Source organism: Spirillospora sp. NPDC048911, from assembly GCF_043198015.1.
GTDB lineage: Bacteria > Actinomycetota > Actinomycetes > Streptosporangiales > Streptosporangiaceae > Spirillospora.
The window spans coordinates 23633-40982 of the sequence record NZ_JBICUD010000021.1 but is presented as its reverse complement, the minus strand read 5'-3'; the positions used below and the strand labels follow the sequence as shown (position 1 = coordinate 40982).

Here is a 17350-nt window from a genome sequence, read left to right as displayed (position 1 = left end):
ATGGCCAGGTCAGAGCCAGTCGCGGAGCTTGAAGACGAGGTAGAGCGTCACGCTGCAAGCGATCATGACGACCGTGCTCACGACGAACCCCCAGTGCGCGCCGGAGCCCGGATACGGCACGTTCTGCCCGTAGAAGCCGGTGACCGCCGTCGGCACCGCGATGATGGCCGCCCAGCTGGTGACCTTCTTCATCACCTCGTTCAGCCGGTTGCCCTGCAGCGCGATCCGCGTGTCGAGGAGGTTGCCGACCATGTCGCGCAGGCTGTCGGTGAACTCCGCGACCCGCATGGTGTGGTCGTAGACGTCCTGGTAGTACGGGACGAGCGGGGTCTGGACGATCGCCAGGTCGCGGCGCAGCAGGGTGTTGACGAGCTCGCGCATCGGCAGCGCGACCTTCCGGAGGGCCACCAGGTTGCGGCGCAGGTCGAAGCTGCGCCGCTGGACGTCGCGGACCGGGTACTTGTCGTCGAAGACCAGATCGCCCAGGTCGTCGGCCTCGGCGTCGAGCACCTGGACGGCGTCCAGCTGGGCGTCCACGACCATGTCCAGCAGGTTGTAGAGCAGGTAGGGCACGCCGTGGGCGGCGAGTTCGGGCCGCTCGATGTCGGGGGTGTCGTCCCAGCGCCGGACGAGCGCGTCGACGTCGAAGCCGGTGTCCTGCCGCACCGTGACCAGGGCCCGGTCGGTGATGAACGCCGACACCTCGTGCAGGACGATGCCCCCGTCGGCGCACTCGGGCGCGTAGACGTTGAGGAACGCGTACTCGCCGTACCGGTCGAGCTTGGTCCGCTCGTGCCGGGAGACCGCGTCCTCGATGGCGATCGGGTCCAGGCCGAGCTCGTCGGCGACGACCCGCAGGCCGTCGTGGTCCGGCCCGCACAGATCGAGCCAGACGACGTGGCCGGGCTTGTCGAGATAGTCGCTGATCTCGGCGACCGGGAAGCCCTCCGCCTCGACCTTCCCGTCCCGCCACGCCCGGGTGTGCGGCGGCCGGGTGCCGAGCCGGTCGCCGGGCTGCGCGGCCGGATCCACTTCCGAGGGGAGATCAACCATGGGAACTATCTAGCCCGAGGGGACGGCTCCTAACCGGCGCCCCGGGCGCGGCGGCGGTCGAGCCCCGGACGACCAGCTCGCCCGGCAGGGAACGCGGCGGCGGATCGCCGCCCTTGAGGAGGGCGAGCAGCGCCGTCATGCCCTCCGCGCCGAGGGCCTCGGCGGGCAGCCGCACGGTGGTCAGCTCCGGCTCCAGCGCGGTGGCCAGCTGGACGTCGTCGAAGCCCGTGACCGACAGGTCTCGCGGGACCTCCAGGCCGCGGGCCCGGGCGGCCTTGTAGGCGCCGGCCGCGATGAGGTCGTCGTCGCAGACCAGTGCCGTCGGCGGGGCCGGGCGGTCGAGGAGCAGGCCCGCCGCGTCCCGCGCCGAGCCCACCTCCAGAGCGCCGCTCGCACGGGTGTAGGAGCCGCCCGGCAACGCCTCGACGGCCGCCGCGAGCGCCTCGCCGCGGGCGTGGAACGTCCACTGGTCGATCGACGCCGCGACATGCCCGATGCGGCGGTGCCCGAGATCGGCCAGGTGCGCCGCGACGGCCCGCATGCCGTCGGCGACGTCGAAGACGACCGTGGGCGCCGTGCCGGCGGGGTCGCTGTCGAGCATCACGACCGGCGTATCGCGGAACTCGCTCGTCACGTCGGCGGCCAGGGACGTCGCGATGATGCCGTCGATCGCCTCGTGCGGCGCGGCGAACGGGCTGTCGGCGGGCCCGGCGTCGTCGGGCCACGGATAGGCCACGATCCCGAAGCCGTGCTCGGCGGCGACCCGGGCGGCCCCGAGGTAGACCTCGCCGAAGAACGGCGCGGTCAGGGTCGGGACGATCAGCAGCACGGTCCGTGCCGAGCCCAGCCGCAGGTTGCGCGCGGCCAGGTTGGGCCGGTAGCCGAGCCGTTCGGCGGCGTCCCGGACCGCCTGGGCGGTGGCGGGGGAGACCCGCCCCGCCGACTTCCCGCCGAGCACGAGCGACACCGTGGACTGCGAGACCCCGGCCTCGTGCGCGACGTCCCTGCTCGTAGGGCGTCCGGTAGGCGACACGAAAATCAGGGTAGAGCCGATCGCCCTCTTAGTGGTACGTATGATGGAGCAAGTAATACGTATGACTTCGGAGAGCGGATGCGCGCGTACGGTGAATTTCTGCGGCTGCCCTACGCGGCGCGGCTGCTCGGCGGCACGCTGCTGGGACGCCTGCCCAACGGCATGGGCATGCTGGCGGTGGTGCTGCACATCCGGGCCGAAGGCGGTGGGTATCCCCTCGCCGGGGCTCTCGGGGCGGTACTCGGCCTGGCCACGGCGGCGGGCCAGCCCGTGCTCGGCCGTGCCATGGACAGGCTTGGCCAGCCACGCGTCCTGCTGGTGTCCGCCATCATGGCGGCGGCCGGATTCACCCTGCTCGCGGTGGTCGGCGCGGATCCGCTGCCGGTCGCGATCGGAGCGGTGATCCTCGCCGGGTTCGCCACACCGCCGCTGGAAGCGGGGCTGCGGGCGCTCTGGACCGCGGTCCTGCCAGGCCCGGCCCAGGTGCAGGCCGCGTACGCGCTGGACGCGGCGGCGCAGGAGATCCTCTTTACGGTCGGCCCGCTCCTGGTCGTGGCCGCCGCCGCCCTCTCCACCGAGACCGCGCTCGTGCTCACGGGCGCCATCGGCATCGTCGGGACGCTCGTCATCACCACGTCCCGGCCCTCCCGCGAATGGCGCGGCGAGCCGCGCGCCGCCGACTGGGCGGGCCCGCTGCGCTCTCCGGGCCTGCGCGTGCTGCTGCTCTCGCTCGCCTTCGCGGGCGTGGCGCTGGGCGTGTACGCGGTCGCCGTGGTCGCCTACGCCGAACGGCTGGACAACGACCTCGCCTCGGGTCTGCTGCTGGCCGCCATGTCCGCCGGGGCCCTCGCGGGCGGCCTGGTCTACGGCGCGCGGTCGTGGCCCGGCGAGGCGCACCGCCGCCTGCCCTGGCTGCTCGTCGCGCTCGCCGCGTGCTACCTGCCGCTGATGTGGGCGCCCGGCCTGACCGTCATGATGGTCCTCGCGTTCGTCAGCGGGATCTTCCTCGCGCCGGTGCTGGCGTGCAGCTTCTCCCTGGTCGACCGGCTGGCGCCGACCGGCACGGTCACCGAGGCGTTCGCCTGGGTGGTCGCCGCGATCGGCGCGGGCAGCTCGCTCGGCTCGGCGGTCTCGGGCGTCGGCCAGGACCTCGCCGGGGTCCCGGGGGCGTTCGCCGGGGCCGGGGCCGGCGGCGTGGTCGCCCTGCTGGTCTGTCTCCTGGGCGCACGGACCCTCAGCCCCGCCCGCCCGCTGCCGTCCGCCGCGCCCGTCGTGGTGGAGGCGTGACGGGCGTCAGGTCCATCTGACGGGTCAGATCCAGGAGTTGAACCAGATCCGGTCCTTCCACTGGTCGTAGGTGATCACCTTCGCGGCCAGGATCGGGTAGAAGTACGCGAAGTTGACCAGGACGAGCAGCACGAACGCGCCGGCGGCCGCGGCGCCGACGATGCGGCGCGTGCCGACCAGGGCGGCGTTCGGCTCCAGGGCGGGCCCGAACGCCGGCGCGGACGGCAGCGCGGGCTCGGGCTCCCGCGCGGGACCGATGAGATAGCCCAGCACCAGGACCACCGCGAGCACCATGAACGGGATCATCGGGGTGGCGTAGAAGAGGAACATCGTCCGGTCGGAGAAGGCGGGCAGGAACCACGGCACCCAGCCGGCCAGCACGCCCAGCAGGACGGCCCCGGCACGCCAGTCGCGCACGACCGCCCAGAGCCCGACGCAGATGACGAGGGCGACCAGGGCGCCCCACCACAACACCGGGGTGCCGATGCCGAGGATCTCGCGCGAGCACTTGGCCGCGCCGCACTGCCCCTTGGGCTCGGTGTAGAAGAACGCCACCGGGCGGTGCAGGATCGGCCAGTCCCACGGCCACGACTGGTAGGGGTGCTTGGCGTCCAGGCCGGTATGGAAGTTCAGCATCTCCCGGTGGTACTTCCACAGGTCCGGCATCGCCTCGATCGGCCGCCACGGCGCGAAGCCCGCGACCTCACCGCGTCCCCAGCCGCCGGGCCGGAAGATCCAGCCCCACCACGAGACCAGGTAGGTGATCAGGGCGATCACGACCAGCTTGAGGAAGGCCGGGCCCGCCTCCAGCGCCAGCGCCCCGGCGAAGGGCCGCTCGACGCCGGCGGCGCGGCGGGCGCCGTAGTCCCACACCACGACCAGGATGCCGAAGGCCGCGATGTAGTAGACGCCGGTCCACTTGGTCGCGAGCGCCATGCCCAGGCAGAGGCCCGCCGGGATCCGCCACCAGTGCATGATGAACGGCCCGAACGCCCCGGCGGGCGCGGCGTGGGCCCGTTCGACGGCGTCCGCGAGGCGGCGCCGGGAGACGTCCCGGTCGGCGACCAGGCAGGCGAAGGCCGCCAGGATCCAGAACATCACGAAGACGTCGAGCAGCGCGGCGCGGCTGGTCACGAACATCAGCCCGTCCAGCGCCAGCAGCAGCCCGGCCGCGCAGCCCAGCAGCGTCGAGCCGGTCATCCGGCGTGCCACCCGGCACAGGATGAGCACCGACAGCGTGCCGGCCAGGGCGGGCATGAACCGCCAGCCGAACGGCGTCGCGCCGAACACCCACTCGCCGAGGGCGATCATCCACTTGCCGCCGGGCGGATGGGCCACGAACGACGGGCCGTCGGCCCAGATGTTGGCGTTCCGGTCGGCGAGGAGCAGCTTGTCGGCGTCCTTGACGGTGCTGTGCTCCCACCCGAACTTCAGCAGGGCCAGCGAGTCCTTGGCGTAGTAGGTCTCGTCGAAGACCACCGCGTGCGGGATGGCCAGCCGGTCGAACCGCAGGAACCCGGCGAACGCGGTCACCAGCAGCGGCCCGAGCCAGCCGATCAGGGCGCCGCCCGGGATCGGCGGGGCGAGCCAGGCGCGCAGGGAACCGGTCCGGCCCCCCGGCCGCGGCCCCTCGTCGAGTGTTTCCGCCGGCGCGTAATCCGTCATCGCCATTAAGCCATCGTAGGGGCGCATCCGGTACGTGTCGGGCGGGGCGAGGGTCCGGGCGCGGCGGCACGAGGGCCTAGTCCTGGCGGGGCACCGGGGCTGGCCCTGGCGGGGCGAGGGCGTGGGCGCGGCGCGGCGGCGGGAGAATGGGGTGGTGACGGGCGACGCGACAGACGACGGAACCGGGACCCTGCTGCTCGGAGGGGCGCCGATCGGCCGGCCCGACGACGCCTCGGCGCGGCTGCGCGCCGCGCTGGCCGAGGCGGAGATCATCGCGGCCGAGGACACCCGGCGGCTGCGGCGGCTGGCCGCCGATCTCGGCGTCGAGGTGCGCGCCCGGGTCGTCTCGTACTACGACCAGAACGAGCGGGCCCGCGCCGAGGAGCTCCTCGGCGAGCTGCTCGCCGGCCGGAACGTGCTGGTGATCACCGACGCCGGGCTGCCCGGCGTGTCCGACCCCGGTTACCGCCTGGTCGTGGCGGCGGTGGCCGAGGGCGTGCCGGTCTCCGTCCTGCCCGGCCCCTCCGCGGTGACCACCGCGCTGGTCGTCTCGGGGCTGCCCACCGACCGGTTCTGCTTCGAGGGCTTCCCGCCGCGCAAGCCGGGCGACCGGAGCCGCAGGCTGGCCGCGCTCGCCGCCGAGCCGCGCACCATGGTCTTCTTCGAGTCGCCGCGGCGGCTGGCCGCCACGCTGGCCGCGATGGCCGAGGCCTTCGGCGCCGACCGGCCCGCGGCGGTCTGCCGCGAGCTCACCAAGACCTATGAGGAGGTGCGGCGCGGGCCGCTCGGCGAGCTGGCCGGCTGGGCGGACGAGAACGTCAAGGGCGAGATCACGCTGGTGGTCGGCGGCGCCCCGGAACCCGAGGGGCTGTCCGACCCGGCCGATCTCGCCGCCGAGGTCGGCGCGCGGGAGGCCGCCGGAACGCCGCGCAAGCAGGCCATCGGGGACGTGGCGAAGGAGAACGGCGTGCCCAAACGCGTCGTCTACGACGCGGTGGTGGCAGCCAGGAAACCGTGACCGGCGCGTCGTGTTGTGTTGCCTGGTCACGGGGTATGACACTGGTGGATAAGAAGGGCCATATGGCCCCCCATCGCGGCTTGTCACCATGTGGACGGCGGCTGCGGAATGGCCGGGGACGCCCCGGCACCAAGGGGGTGGGGCCGTGCGCGACGCATGGTCGAGCCACGAGAGCTGGGTCTATGAGTGCCTGTGCTGCTTCACCACATGGGAGGAGCAGTTCGAGGTCCGGCACACCGCCGACGGACACGGTGGAGAGGGCGTGGTGTACGAGCACGACGGTCACCGCTGCACGACACCCTGGACCGATCATGTGTGCCCCAACTGCGAGAGCCAGAACGTCAAGGCGTTCTCGGCACCGTGGGGCAAACGACCGGCCGTCCCCCCGGCCCGCCGGACGGACGACCTAGAGCTGGTGTTCCGGCTCCGGCGCCTGCACGCCTGGTAGCGGGGCCCCGGAGGGCTCGGCAGGGTCCGGACGGCCTCGCGTGAAGGCCAGCCCGGCGGCGAGGCACGCCAGCGGCACCGCGACCAGCACGTACCGGTAGTCGAAGTCCGTGGTGACCGGCGGTACCGACACCAGGGCGACGGCCCCGGCGAAGGGCAGCAGGATCCGCGGCCGGTCTTTCCGCGCGAGGGCGATGCCGTCGCGCCGCCGGCGCCACCACGCCACCGCCGGCAGTAGCAGGATGCCCGCGAGCACGATCCCGGGCAGGTAGGCGACCCGCTGGTAGCCGCGCATGAACGTGGCGAACGGCTCGACCGGGTGCGTGGCCGCCGGCCCGCGCTCGTACCCGGCGGTCACCGAGGCGGGCGTCCCGCCGCCGTACACCGCCCAGCCCGGCGGCGGTTTCGGCTGCTCGGGGAACTTGTAGAGGTCGGTGACGAACGCCGTGGGATAGGGCGAGCGGGTCACCCAGAAGGTGCGGACGGTCGAGCCGTAGAGCACGGTCCCCAGATAGTCCAGCGGCTGCGCCTTGATCGCGTCGAGCGCGAACCGCATGGCCCGGTCGTTGAGCTCGGGGGAGAAGACCTCGCCATAGGTCCATCCGATCGGGGAGTACTCGTGCCAGACCTGGTTGGAGGAGGCCCGTCGCTTGCCGGGCTCGCCCGGCGGGCAGAGCGAGGCGAGCTCGGGCGGCGGCTTGATCTTCGCGCAGTCGGCGAAGTCGGCCGTCCGCCCCCACAGGAAGACGCCGTCGGTGCGCGACAGGGCGTACTGCCCGTTCTCCGCGTGGAACCAGGCCGTGTAGGCGGCCAGCGGCAGCAGCCCGGCGACCGCGACCACCCCGAGCCGGCCCCGGCCGACCCGCCACAGCACCAGGACGCCGAGCGTGAGCAGCAGGACGGGGAGGCCGATCGTCCGCGTCAGCGTCGCCAGCGCCAGCAGCAGCCCGGCAAGGGCGCACCACCGCGCGGGCGGCAGGCGGCTCTCCCTCGGCCACAGCAGGACCGTGAACGCGCAGACGACCAGGAAGAGGAACAGCGTGTCCGACAGGGCCATCTGCTCCAGCTGGATCTGGTAGGCGTCCAGGAGCACGGGCGCGGCGGCCAGGGTCGCTCCCCAGGCGGGCAGCCCGTAGCGACTTAGCAGTGTGTAGATGGCGACACCGATGCCCAGGCCCATCAGGTGCTGCAGGGCCATCACGAGCGTGAGGCTGTGGAACGGCTTGAGCAGCCAGAGGAAGATCCCGTATCCGGCAGGACGAATCGGGTGCGGGAACGGGCCGAGCGCGATCCGCACGTAGTCGTAGCTGTCGTTGAACCACAGGGTCGGCGGGAATCCCGCCATCGTGACCACGCGCAGCGCCGCGCCGAGGCCGAGCAGCGTGAGGAAGAGCCTGTGACCGCGAAGCCGCAGGGTCATGGAACGAGCACCTCGCCGGGCCGGTCGTCGCCCGTCCCCGAACCGGACGCGGTGTCAGGCGTGATGTCGGGTGCGATGTCGGCGGGGGCGCCGGAGCGGCCCGGCCGGCGGGTCGCACGGAGCCGCAGGCGCACGTCGGGGGAGAACGCGATGGCCGCGGCGACGCAGGCCAGCGGCACCGCGGGGAGCACGTACCGATAGTCGAACTCGGCGGTCGCGGCCGGAGCCAGCAGCAGGCCGGTGGCCAGCGTCCACGGCAGCAGGGCGCCGCCGCCCAGCCGCCGCCACATCGCGCCGATGCCGGCCAGGCCGATCAGCAGGAGCACCCCGACCATGGTGCCGCGCAGGTAGAAGAAGTCTTGGTAGACGCGCAGGAACCCGGCGAACGGATCGACCGCGCGGGGGGTGACCCGGCCGTGCTCGTAGGCCACCGCCTCCTCGACGTGGGTGTCCTGCATCCACTTGGGCAGGGCGCTGCGCCGGGTGCCGAACTCGTACTGCCCGTAGGTGGCGCGGTCGGGGAAGACCGTGCGGTCCCAGGCGAAGACCCGCAGGAAGTCCTTGGCCACGACCCGGCCGTAGTCGCCCGGCTGCGCCATGATCACGCGCTTGGAGAAGTCGTTGGCGGTCTGGTTGGTCTCCGGGCTGAACTTCTTGCCGGTGTAGCGGGCCAGCGGGGAGCCGGCGTTCCAGATGCCGTCCTGGGAGTTGGGCAGCCGGTTGACCAGCTCGGTGCAGAGCGGCATCTCCTCGACCGGCAGGTTCTTGATCTTGTGGCAGTCGGCGAACTTGTAGACCCGCGCGTACAGGAAGATCCCGTTGCTCTCGGTCATCGCGAACTTGCCGTGGTCGATCTTGTACCAGCCCATGTAGGCGATGACCGGCAGGACCGCGGCGGCCAGCATGACCAGGATCATCCGCCGGTCCACCCGCCTGATGATCATGAATGCGAGCAGGCAGAGCAGCACCAGCAGGCCGACCGAGCGGGTCAGCCACGCCATCCCGGCCAGCAGGCCCAGCGCGGTCGCCAGCCGCCAGGTGAGGCGGTCGTGCCAGAGCAGCAGGCAGACGGCGCTCACCGCCAGGAAGGTGAAGAGCGTGTCCGACAGGATGAGGTGTTCGAGCTGGATCTGGTAGGCGTCGAGCAACACCGGGGCGGCGGCCAGCGCCGCGCCCCAGCCGGGCAGCCGGAACCGCCGCCGGGCCAGCGCGTAGATCATGACGCCCATGGCGAGGCCCATGAGGTGCTGGACGGTCGTGACCAGCGCGAAGCTGTGGAACGGCCGCAGGATGAGCAGGACGAAGGCGTAGCCGTCGGGCCGCAGCGGATGCGGGGCCGGCCGCATCGCCACCTGGATGTAGTCGTAGCTGTCGTTGAAGAACAGCGCCGGCTGGTAGCCGATCATCGCGACGAGGCGCAGCAGGGCCGCGACGGCCAGCATGGCCATGAAGATCGGATGCCGGCGGGCCCGGGCCCGCAGCCGGCCGCCCAGCGGCGGCTCCAGCGCGGTGGCCAGCCGGGCCTCCAGCCGCAGCCGCAGCGCGCCCAGCCGGACCCGCGCCCACCACCGCGCGGCCGCCACGCGGCCGGCCGGTGCGGGCCGCCCGTCGCCCGGCGGGCGCTCGGCGTGCGGAGTCGTCGTGGCCGGTCGCATCGCGCGGCTCAGCTCGGGGACGACTCGCGGCGCGCCCGCGACGGGCGGACGAGGCGCGAGCCGGCGACGCGGACGAGGCGGTCGCGGACCGGACGGCGGGGACCGCCGGCGGGACCGTCGCGCTCGTCGGGGGACGGGGGGACGCCGGGGCGGCGGTGGCGGCCGGGGACCCAGGCGAGAGCGGCGGCCAGGCAGGCCATCGGGATCGCGGGCACCACGTACCGATAGTCGAACTCGGCGCTGGCGGCGGGGGTGACCAGGAGCCCGGCCACGGCGCCGAGGGGCAGCAGCGCGCGGCCGAACCAGTCGCGCCGGCGGATCAGGCCCGCCGCCGCGACCAGCAGGATCACGCCCAGCAGGGTGCCGCGCAGGTAGAACCACTTCTGGTAGAAGCGCATCACGCCGGCGAACGGCTCGACCACCCGGGTGTCGGCGGGGCCGTGCTCGTAGGCGTCGGTGAAGGGCACGGCCCAGTCGGGATTGGGGGCGGCCGTGGTGCGGAACTGGTAGAGCTCGTACGTGAACTTGTCGGGAAAGACCGTCCGGTTCCAGAAGAAGACACGGACGACGTCGTAGGCCATCGCCTGGAAGTAGTCGCCGGGCTGGGCGAGGATGGCGCGCTTGGCGAACCGGCCCGCCTCGGCGCTCTTGTCGTTGTTGAACATGTCGCCCGGGAGCCGCAGCAAGGGCGAGGAGTTGCCCCACACATAGAACTGCGACGACGGCCGGTCGGTGGCCGGGACCTGCGTGCAGAGCGGCATCTCCTCGACCGGCAGGTTCTTGATCTTGTGGCAGTCCGCGAACTTCATCACCCGGGCGTACAGGAACGGGCCGCTGCTGTTGCTCAGCCCGAACTTCCCGTGCTCGGCCTTGAACCACATGGCGTAGCCCATCAGCGGGATCGCGCAGGCGACCACGGCCGCGGCGAGCGTCGTCCACCGGACCCGGCGGATCACCAGGTAGACCAGCACGACCAGGAGCAGGGCCATGCCCACCGAACGGGTCAGCACGGTGAGGGCCAGCAGCGCGCCCAGCGCGGCGCCGCGGACGGCGGTGATGTCGCGCCACCACAGGATGAGCGTCACCAGGCCCGTCATCAGGAAGGTGAACGGCACGTCCGAGAGGATCATGTGCTCGAGCTGGATCTGGTACGCGTCCAGCACGACCGGGGCGGCGGCGAGCGTGGCGACCCAGCGGGCGGCGCCCAGCCGGCGCCGCAGCAGCGCGTAGATCATGACCGCGATGCCCAGCCCCATCAGGTGCTGCACGGTCGTGATGAGGGCGAACGAGTGGAAGGGCTCCAGCGCCTGGAGGAAGAAGACGTATCCGTTGGGCCGGACGATGTGGGGCTCGTTCTCGAGCGCGGTCTGCACGTACTGGAACGCGTCGTTGAACCACATCGCCCAGCGGTAGCCGAGCATCGTGATCACGCGCAGTGACAGGCCCGCGGCCAAGATGATCAGAAAGGGCCAGTGCGCGGAGAGGAACGGCCTGACCCGTGCCCCGAGCCCCTGGAGGCGCGCCCGGCGGGGCGAGGTGCCGGTGCCGGTGCGTCCGCCGCCCGTGGCGGAATCGTTGCGGTCGAGACCTTCGGCCTGGTCAGGCGTCTCGAGCAGGTCGGTCGCGCCCGAGGCGTGCGCGTCGGCATCAGCGGCAAATGTCAAGGCGCCAATACCTCCCCCGGAGAGCCCGTAGCATGTTACTCAGCCTGTCGTCCGCGCACCGGGCCGCGCTCGTCTTCGAGTTGCGGCTTGACAACAAGATGGCGTGATTGATCGTTACTCGCGGTGTATCGCGGACCGTCGCAGGTATTACGGGTACCCTCTTGCCCCTGAGCCCGTCCGCGCGCCGTGCCAAGATTAGTCGAAATCCCCAGATCCCGTATCCGAGGGGACAACAAGGAGTCGACATGGAACTGACCGTAGTGATGCCGTGTCTCAACGAGGCCGAGACCGTCGAGACCTGCGTGCGCAAGGCGGTCGCGTGCCTCAAGGAGAACGGCATCGACGGTGAGGTCGTCGTCGCCGACAACGGCAGCACCGACGGCAGCCAGGCGCTGGCCGAGGCGGCCGGGGCGCGCGTCGTCCATGTCGACCGCAAGGGCTACGGCAACGCGCTGATGGGCGGCATCCGCGCCGCGCGCGGCGAGTACGTGATCATGGGCGACGCCGACGACAGCTACGACTTCACCTCGCTGCGGCCGTTCGTCGACGAGCTGCGCAAGGGCGCGGACCTGGTCATGGGCAACCGGTTCGAGGGCGGCATCGCCCCCGGCGCCATGCCGCCGCTGCACCGCTACCTCGGCAACCCGGTGCTCAGCTTCGTCGGCCGGCTCTTCTTCAAGAGCAAGATCGGCGACTTCCACTGCGGCCTGCGCGGCTTCCGCCGCGACGTGGCGCTGTCGCTGGGCCTGCAGTCCAGCGGCATGGAGTTCGCCAGCGAGCTGGTGGTGAAGTTCACGCTCTTCGGCTACAAGATCACCGAAGTGCCGACCACGCTGGCGGTCGACGGCCGGTCGCGGCCCCCGCACCTCAACACGTGGCGGGACGGCTGGCGGCATCTGCGCTTCCTCCTGCTCTACAGCCCGCGATGGCTGTTCCTGATCCCCGGCCTCGTCCTTATGACGCTCGGACTCGGCGCGGGGATCGCACTGTCCTTCGGGCCGGTGACGGTCGGCGAGATCGCGTTCGACGTCGACACGCTGGTCGGCGCGTCGGCGATGCTGGTGATCGGCTTCCAGGCGGTGCTCTTCGCGCTGCTCACCAAGGCGTACGGGGTCGCGGAGGGCTTCCTGCCGCAGACCGCGCGGGTGGGCAGCTTCCTCAAGTCCTGGTCGCTCGAACGCGGCCTGGTGATCTCCGGCGTCCTCGCCGTGCTGGGTCTCGCGGGCCTGGTCGCCTCGCTGGTGCACTGGCAGGTCCGCAGCTTCGGCGAGCTCGACCCGCGCGAGTCGCTGCGGCTCGTGGTGCCGTCGGCCACCGCCCTGATGATGAGCTTCCAGGCGCTGCTGGGCACGTTCTTCCTCTCCATCCTCAACATCCGCCGCTCCTCGCACCCGGCCACCGAGTCCGCCGAGGGCGACTCGACCGTGCAGGACGCGCTGCGCGCTCGCGGCAAGGCCGAGGGCAAGGTGGAGGCCGTCGACCTGGCCGAGGCCGAGTCGGCCAAGGCGGAGTCGGTCAAGGCGGAGCAGGTCACGGTCGAGGCGGGCGAGCCGGTCGAGGCCGGCGAGGTCAAGGCCGAGCAGGGCCACCGCGACTGACCCTGGCGCATGTCCATGATCGTCGACCCCCTGGATCTCGCGGCGCGGCTCGCGGTCTTCGCGCTCTGCGCCGTGCTGCTCCTGGTGGGCTGGCGGCGCGGCTGGGCCCCGTCCCTGAAGGTCACCCTGCTGGTGGCGCTGGGCCTGCGGGTCCTCATGGCGCTCGTCGCGGGTGACTTCAAGCCGTACGACCTCGACATCGACTTCCACCGGGCCGGCGTCAACGCGCTGGAGCACCGCGACCCGATCCTGAACGCGCCGCAGACCGGCTGGAACTACCTGCCCACCTACGCGCTGTTCCTGGCGGGCAACGTCTTCGTCGAGCGGCAGTTCGACGTGCCGTGGATGGTCGTCAGCCGGGTCGGGCCCATCCTGTTCGACCTCGGCGTGGTCGCGCTGGTCGGGTTGCTGGCGGCGCCCTCGTTCCGGCCGACGGCGCGGTTCCTGTACGCGGCCAACCCGCTGACCGTGCTGGTCTCGGCGGTGCACGGGCAGATGGAGCCGCTGTGCCTGCTCTTCGCCCTCGGCGCGTTCGTGCTGATCTTGCGGGGGCGTGGACCGGAGCGCGAGGGCGAGCGCGGAGCGTTGACCACGCGCCGCGTCCTGCTGGCCGGAGCGCTCATCGCGCTCGCCATCTCGGTGAAGACGTGGCCCGCGCTCTTCCTGCCCGCACTGCTGATCGCACTGCCCACCTGGCGTTACCGCGCGCAACTCGTCGGGGCAATGGGCGCGGTCCTGGCCGCGCTCTTCGTCACCATGCCGCTGACCGTCGGCACGCCGGTCTCCAAGCTGCCCGACGTCATGAGCGTCATGCTGGGATACCACCCCGTGGTCGGCACGTTCGGCTGGAGTTCGGTGTTGCTGTGGCTCAACCCCGTCCCCAAGGGGCAACTGCTGCACGATCCGTTCTCCCAGACGATCGGCACCATCGGCACGGTGCTCACCCTGGCCGCGATCACGGCGGCCGTCTGGTGGTGGCGCCGCGCCCATCCGGTCGACATCGCCATGGTCAGCGCCTCGGCCTTCCAGGCGGTCACCGCCTCGCACGGCGTGCAGTACCTGGAGTGGGCGATGCCCTACGCGACCGCCCGTCCCACCCGGTGGACGTGGCTGATGAGCATCGTGATCAGCCTCTACGCGGGAACGGGCTACCTGGTGATGACGTTGCTCCGCAACTGGAACGACATCGCCCCGTACTACTACATGGGCGGCCTGGCCGTCGTCGCGGCGATCCTGGTCGCGCTGCCCTGGGCCCGGCGCCGGTGGGAGCCTGACGACGGCCGGCCCGGTTCCGCCGAGCCCGCTCTCGTGGGAGCCGCCAAATGACCGATGTCCTGACCGGCTCCGAGAAGGCCGCGGAGCCGGCGCCCGGCCGCGGTCCGGTCCGGCGCCTGCGGGCCGGGCTGGGACGGCATCGGCTGTTCGCCGGGGTGCTCGTGCTGGCCGTGGTGGTCCGGGGGCTTGCCCTGCTGGGGCAGCGGCCCGGCGAGATGTACTGGTACGACTCGTACGAGTACCTGCGGTTCGCGCTCGAACCGCATCCCGCGCGGAACCTGCACCCCGGCGGCTACGGCTTCTTCCTCTGGCTGCTCAAGCCGTTCCACAGCATCCCGCTGATCATCGTGCTCCAGCATCTGATGGGGCTGGCCGTGGGCGTGCTGGGCTACGCGGTGCTGCGGCGCCGCGGGCTGCCCGCGTGGGGCGCGTCGCTCGCGATGATCGCTCCGCTGTTCGACGTCGAGCTGCTCCATCTGGAGCACGCGGTGCTGTCCGACACGCCGTTCATGCTCCTGGTGACCGGCGCCGTCATCGTCCTGCTGTGGTCGCCGGAGATCACCTGGCGGGCCGCGACGGGCGCCTCGCTGCTGCTGGCGTGCGCCGCGCTGGTCCGCACGATCGCGCTGCCGCTGCTGGTCCTGGTGCTGATCTGGATGGCCGTGCGGCGGGTGGCGTGGCGCTCGCTGCTCGTCGCGGCGCTGGTGGCGGCCGTCCCGATCGTCTCGTACGCGACGTGGTACCACTCCGAATACGGGCGGTTCAAGCTCGCGGGCGGCGACGGGGCCTCGCTCTGGGCGCGGACGCGGACGTTCGTCGACTGCGACAAGGTCAAGCCGCCGCCCGCCGAGGCCAAGCTCTGCCCGGACGGCGTGCAGACCGACGCCGCCTCGGAGTACTACTGGATCGGCGAGATCAACCGGCCGCCCGGCCGGACCGCCAACGAGGACCTGGCCCGGTCGTTCGCGCTCCGCGCGATCATGGCGCAGCCGCTCGACTACCTGTGGGCCGTGACCGTGGACGTGTCGCGCACGTTCGCCTATCCCGCGGTCGCGCATCCCAAGCGCCTGCCGCCGGTCTACTACTTCACCGCGGGCACCGTCCCGCTGTCGGGCGAGCCCGGGGCCCGCGGCACCGCTCTCGCCTACGACCCCGGCGTCAGCGAGGGCACCCGCTCGGTCGGGCCGTACGACGGCTGGCTCGCCGCGTACAAGGTCCACATCCCCGGCCCGGCCCTCCTCATCGTGCTCCTGCTGGGGGCCTGGGGCCTCGTCCGCCGCCGGGGCGGCGGGCCGGGCACCCGGCGCGCCGTCCTGCTGCCGTGGGGCGTGGCGGTCTCGCTGCTCGTGGCGCCGGTGGCCGTGCTCGGCTTCGACCACCGGTACGCGATGCCCGCGCTGCCGCTGGCCTGCCTGGCCGCCGCCCTCATGTTCGCCCGCCACGCGAAGGCGCCCGCCGAGCCGAACGAGACGGACGAGACGACCGCCATGGTGGGCGAGACGACCGCCACGGTGGGCGAGACCGCTTAGCGGCGGTCCCAGAGCTCCAGCACGTCATCGGACGAACGCCACTCCAGTTCCCAGCCGCTCTCTGTGCTCGGCCGGACGCCGTTGGAGCTGGGCGGCTCCTGGCCACGCCACTCGGTGTAGAGCAGCGGGCCGTTCACCGCGGCGACGGGCAGTTCACCGTCGATCTGGCGGAACGTGCGGATCTCGCCGTCCCACACCTGCTCGCCCCACACGTCCTGGGTATAGAACGACAGCGTCTGCCCGAGCCGTTCGTCCGCCCAGATCGTCTCGACCGGGGGATCCTCCTCCGCGGACAGCCAGCCGCGCAGTTCGGCCCAGGCCGTGTCGCGCGGCTGCTCGGCGATCTGGACGCCGGCGGGCACGAGGTAGGCCGCGGCGACGGCGATCGCGAGCGCCCCGGCGGTCACCGTTCCGGCGCGCCGCGCCACCGCGCGGCGCTTTCCGCGGGGCACGCCCAGGCGGTCGGCCAGCGGGGCGCCGAAACGGATCGCCGGCGGGACGAGGGAACGGGCCAGCGGCGGCCCGAAGCGCCGGGTCAGCAGGATGAGCGACCCGAGGCCGCCCGCCGCGAGGGCAGGCAGCACCGCGAACCAGTAGCGCACGAGCCAGCCGCGCAGCGAGATGTCGGTCGGGTCGAGGGTGCCCGACATCAGCGTCAGCGGTGCCCACAGCGTCGCGAACCACACCAGCGTGAACGCCAGCCGCCGGTCGCGGGTCGCCAGGAACCCCACGACGTTGAGCGCCAGCGCCACGATGAAGATCGTGCCGAGCGCGTCCCACTCGTACATCGCGCGGGGGAACGAGGTCAGCGCGTCCATCCGGGTGACCGGCTCGGCCGGCATCCCGCCGTGGCCCGCGGCCGAGCGCAACTCGGTCAGCGGATCGCCGAACACCACGGCGTTGTGAACGAGGTTGACGGCCAGCACGCCCAGCATCGGCGCCGCGATCACGGTGAGCCTGCGCAGCGGGACGCGGAGAAGGGCCACGAAGGCCGGGATGGCCAGGTACATGAAGGCCAGGAACTCGCGGGCCAGGAACGCGCAGCCGAAGAACAGCCCGGCCATCAGCAGGAACTGCGTCTGGCGGCGGCCCGCTCTGCGGCTCGCGGTGACCAGCGCCGCCACGCCGAGCGCGAAGAGCCCCGCGCCCGGCATGTCGGGCAGGATCGCCCCGGTAGCCCAGGTGACCTCGCTGCCGTACGGGTTGACCAGGATGAAGAACGGGTGGACCAGCAGCACCAGCGCGGTCACGAGCCCGGCCGTCTCGCCGAAGAGCGACCGCACCGCGAGGAAGGCGCCCACGAAGAACAGGCAGCCGCCGAGCGCCGCGACCGCGAAGTAGGCCGCCTGGCCGTCGCCGAGCAGCCGTTCGGCGACCATCGTCGGCAGCACCAGGCCCATCCGGGTGATCTGGTGCGGGACGTCGAGGAAGGGCTCCTCGCCGATCGGGATGTCCGGCCAGAGCTTTCCGGCGGTGAAGACGTAGAACGGATCCGCGTACAGCGGCGGCGGCATGATCATCCACTGCACGAGCAGGCCGGCGGCCGCGACGAGCAGCGACTTCCAGACCACGCCGCGGCGCAGCAGGCGTAGGGGCAGCGGCCGCCGGGGCGGCGCGGGCCGCCGGGGGGCCTCGGGGGCCGCCGTGGCGGGGTTCCGACCGGCGTCGGGCGAGCGCAGTGTGGTTTGGGTCATGCCTGCCGGGGT

General features: G+C 72.4%; 13 protein-coding genes. 6 read left to right on the top strand and 7 right to left on the bottom strand.

Going from position 1 to position 17350, the window contains the following annotated elements; genetic code table 11:
• Positions 1-9: 9 nt before the first annotated feature.
• Together ACGFNU_RS50275 and ACGFNU_RS50270 are read right to left on the bottom strand one after the other, a co-directional pair.
• A complete protein-coding gene (locus ACGFNU_RS50275; protein WP_392604009.1) occupies positions 10-1053 on the bottom strand; it encodes a magnesium transporter CorA family protein in 1044 nt (347 codons plus the stop codon).
• Positions 1046-2086, bottom strand: coding sequence for a LacI family DNA-binding transcriptional regulator (locus tag ACGFNU_RS50270; protein WP_392604007.1), 1041 nt, complete (start codon positions 2084-2086; stop codon positions 1046-1048). Before ACGFNU_RS50270 ends, ACGFNU_RS50275 begins: the two co-directional genes overlap by 8 nt.
• 78 nt (positions 2087-2164) lie before the next feature.
• On the opposite strand from ACGFNU_RS50270, the gene ACGFNU_RS50265 reads away from it, so the two are divergent.
• Positions 2165-3373, top strand: a complete 1209-nt coding sequence (locus ACGFNU_RS50265; RefSeq protein WP_392604005.1) for an MFS transporter — start codon at positions 2165-2167, stop codon at positions 3371-3373.
• 24 nt (positions 3374-3397) lie between these two features.
• Here ACGFNU_RS50265 and ACGFNU_RS50260 read toward each other — a convergent pair whose 3' ends face one another.
• Complete coding sequence (locus ACGFNU_RS50260) at positions 3398-5044, bottom strand: dolichyl-phosphate-mannose--protein mannosyltransferase (protein ID WP_392604003.1); 1647 nt, start codon at positions 5042-5044, stop codon at positions 3398-3400.
• Between the two features lie 148 nt (positions 5045-5192).
• On the opposite strand from ACGFNU_RS50260, the gene rsmI reads away from it, so the two are divergent.
• Positions 5193-6056 carry a 16S rRNA (cytidine(1402)-2'-O)-methyltransferase gene (rsmI, locus tag ACGFNU_RS50255; protein WP_392604001.1) on the top strand — a complete coding sequence of 288 codons (864 nt, stop codon included), beginning with the start codon at positions 5193-5195 and terminating at the stop codon, positions 6054-6056.
• Positions 6057-6201: 145 nt separating this feature from the next.
• Positions 6202-6504, top strand: a complete 303-nt coding sequence (locus ACGFNU_RS50250; protein WP_392603999.1) for a hypothetical protein — start codon at positions 6202-6204, stop codon at positions 6502-6504.
• Here the strand turns inward: ACGFNU_RS50250 and ACGFNU_RS50245 are convergent.
• From ACGFNU_RS50245 to ACGFNU_RS50235, 3 genes are read right to left on the bottom strand one after another with little or no spacing between them, the layout of a single operon-like run.
• A complete protein-coding gene (locus ACGFNU_RS50245; protein WP_392603997.1) occupies positions 6463-7923 on the bottom strand; it encodes a phospholipid carrier-dependent glycosyltransferase in 1461 nt (486 codons plus the stop codon). The genes ACGFNU_RS50250 and ACGFNU_RS50245 overlap by 42 nt on opposite strands.
• Positions 7920-9578 (bottom strand): hypothetical protein, encoded by a 1659-nt coding sequence (locus ACGFNU_RS50240; RefSeq protein ID WP_392603995.1) that lies wholly within the window; start codon positions 9576-9578, stop codon positions 7920-7922. The genes ACGFNU_RS50245 and ACGFNU_RS50240 overlap by 4 nt, the downstream gene beginning before the upstream one ends.
• Positions 9579-9586: 8 nt before the next feature.
• Positions 9587-11242 (bottom strand): hypothetical protein, encoded by a 1656-nt coding sequence (locus tag ACGFNU_RS50235; RefSeq protein WP_392603993.1) that lies wholly within the window; start codon positions 11240-11242, stop codon positions 9587-9589.
• 245 nt (positions 11243-11487) lie between these two features.
• Between ACGFNU_RS50235 and ACGFNU_RS50230 the strand changes: the two genes are divergently transcribed.
• From ACGFNU_RS50230 to ACGFNU_RS50220, 3 genes are read left to right on the top strand one after another with little or no spacing between them, the layout of a single operon-like run.
• Positions 11488-12840 (top strand): glycosyltransferase family 2 protein, encoded by a 1353-nt coding sequence (locus ACGFNU_RS50230; protein ID WP_392603991.1) that lies wholly within the window; start codon positions 11488-11490, stop codon positions 12838-12840.
• A gap of 15 nt (positions 12841-12855) precedes the next feature.
• A complete protein-coding gene (locus tag ACGFNU_RS50225) occupies positions 12856-14166 on the top strand; it encodes a glycosyltransferase 87 family protein (RefSeq protein ID WP_392603989.1) in 1311 nt (436 codons plus the stop codon).
• Positions 14163-15644 (top strand): hypothetical protein, encoded by a 1482-nt coding sequence (locus tag ACGFNU_RS50220; RefSeq protein ID WP_392603987.1) that lies wholly within the window; start codon positions 14163-14165, stop codon positions 15642-15644. Before ACGFNU_RS50225 ends, ACGFNU_RS50220 begins: the two co-directional genes overlap by 4 nt.
• Here the strand turns inward: ACGFNU_RS50220 and ACGFNU_RS50215 are convergent.
• Positions 15641-17338 carry an ArnT family glycosyltransferase gene (locus ACGFNU_RS50215; protein WP_392603985.1) on the bottom strand — a complete coding sequence of 566 codons (1698 nt, stop codon included), beginning with the start codon at positions 17336-17338 and terminating at the stop codon, positions 15641-15643. The genes ACGFNU_RS50220 and ACGFNU_RS50215 overlap by 4 nt on opposite strands.
• Positions 17339-17350 lie beyond the last annotated feature (12 nt).

Bases quoted from the DNA above. Each gene is read 5' to 3' on its own strand.
- ACGFNU_RS50215 (WP_392603985.1), bottom strand. From the start codon at position 17,338: ATGACCCAAACCACACTGCGCTCGCCCGACGCCGGTCGGAACCCCGCC.
- ACGFNU_RS50220 (WP_392603987.1), top strand. From the start codon at position 14,163: ATGACCGATGTCCTGACCGGCTCCGAGAAGGCCGCGGAGCCGGCGCCC.
- ACGFNU_RS50265 (WP_392604005.1), top strand. From the start codon at position 2,165: ATGCGCGCGTACGGTGAATTTCTGCGGCTGCCCTACGCGGCGCGGCTG.
- ACGFNU_RS50230 (WP_392603991.1), top strand. From the start codon at position 11,488: ATGGAACTGACCGTAGTGATGCCGTGTCTCAACGAGGCCGAGACCGTC.
- ACGFNU_RS50225 (WP_392603989.1), top strand. From the start codon at position 12,856: ATGATCGTCGACCCCCTGGATCTCGCGGCGCGGCTCGCGGTCTTCGCG.
- ACGFNU_RS50245 (WP_392603997.1), bottom strand. From the start codon at position 7,923: ATGACCCTGCGGCTTCGCGGTCACAGGCTCTTCCTCACGCTGCTCGGC.
- ACGFNU_RS50260 (WP_392604003.1), bottom strand. From the start codon at position 5,044: ATGGCGATGACGGATTACGCGCCGGCGGAAACACTCGACGAGGGGCCG.
- ACGFNU_RS50275 (WP_392604009.1), bottom strand. From the start codon at position 1,053: ATGGTTGATCTCCCCTCGGAAGTGGATCCGGCCGCGCAGCCCGGCGAC.
- ACGFNU_RS50240 (WP_392603995.1), bottom strand. From the start codon at position 9,578: ATGCGACCGGCCACGACGACTCCGCACGCCGAGCGCCCGCCGGGCGAC.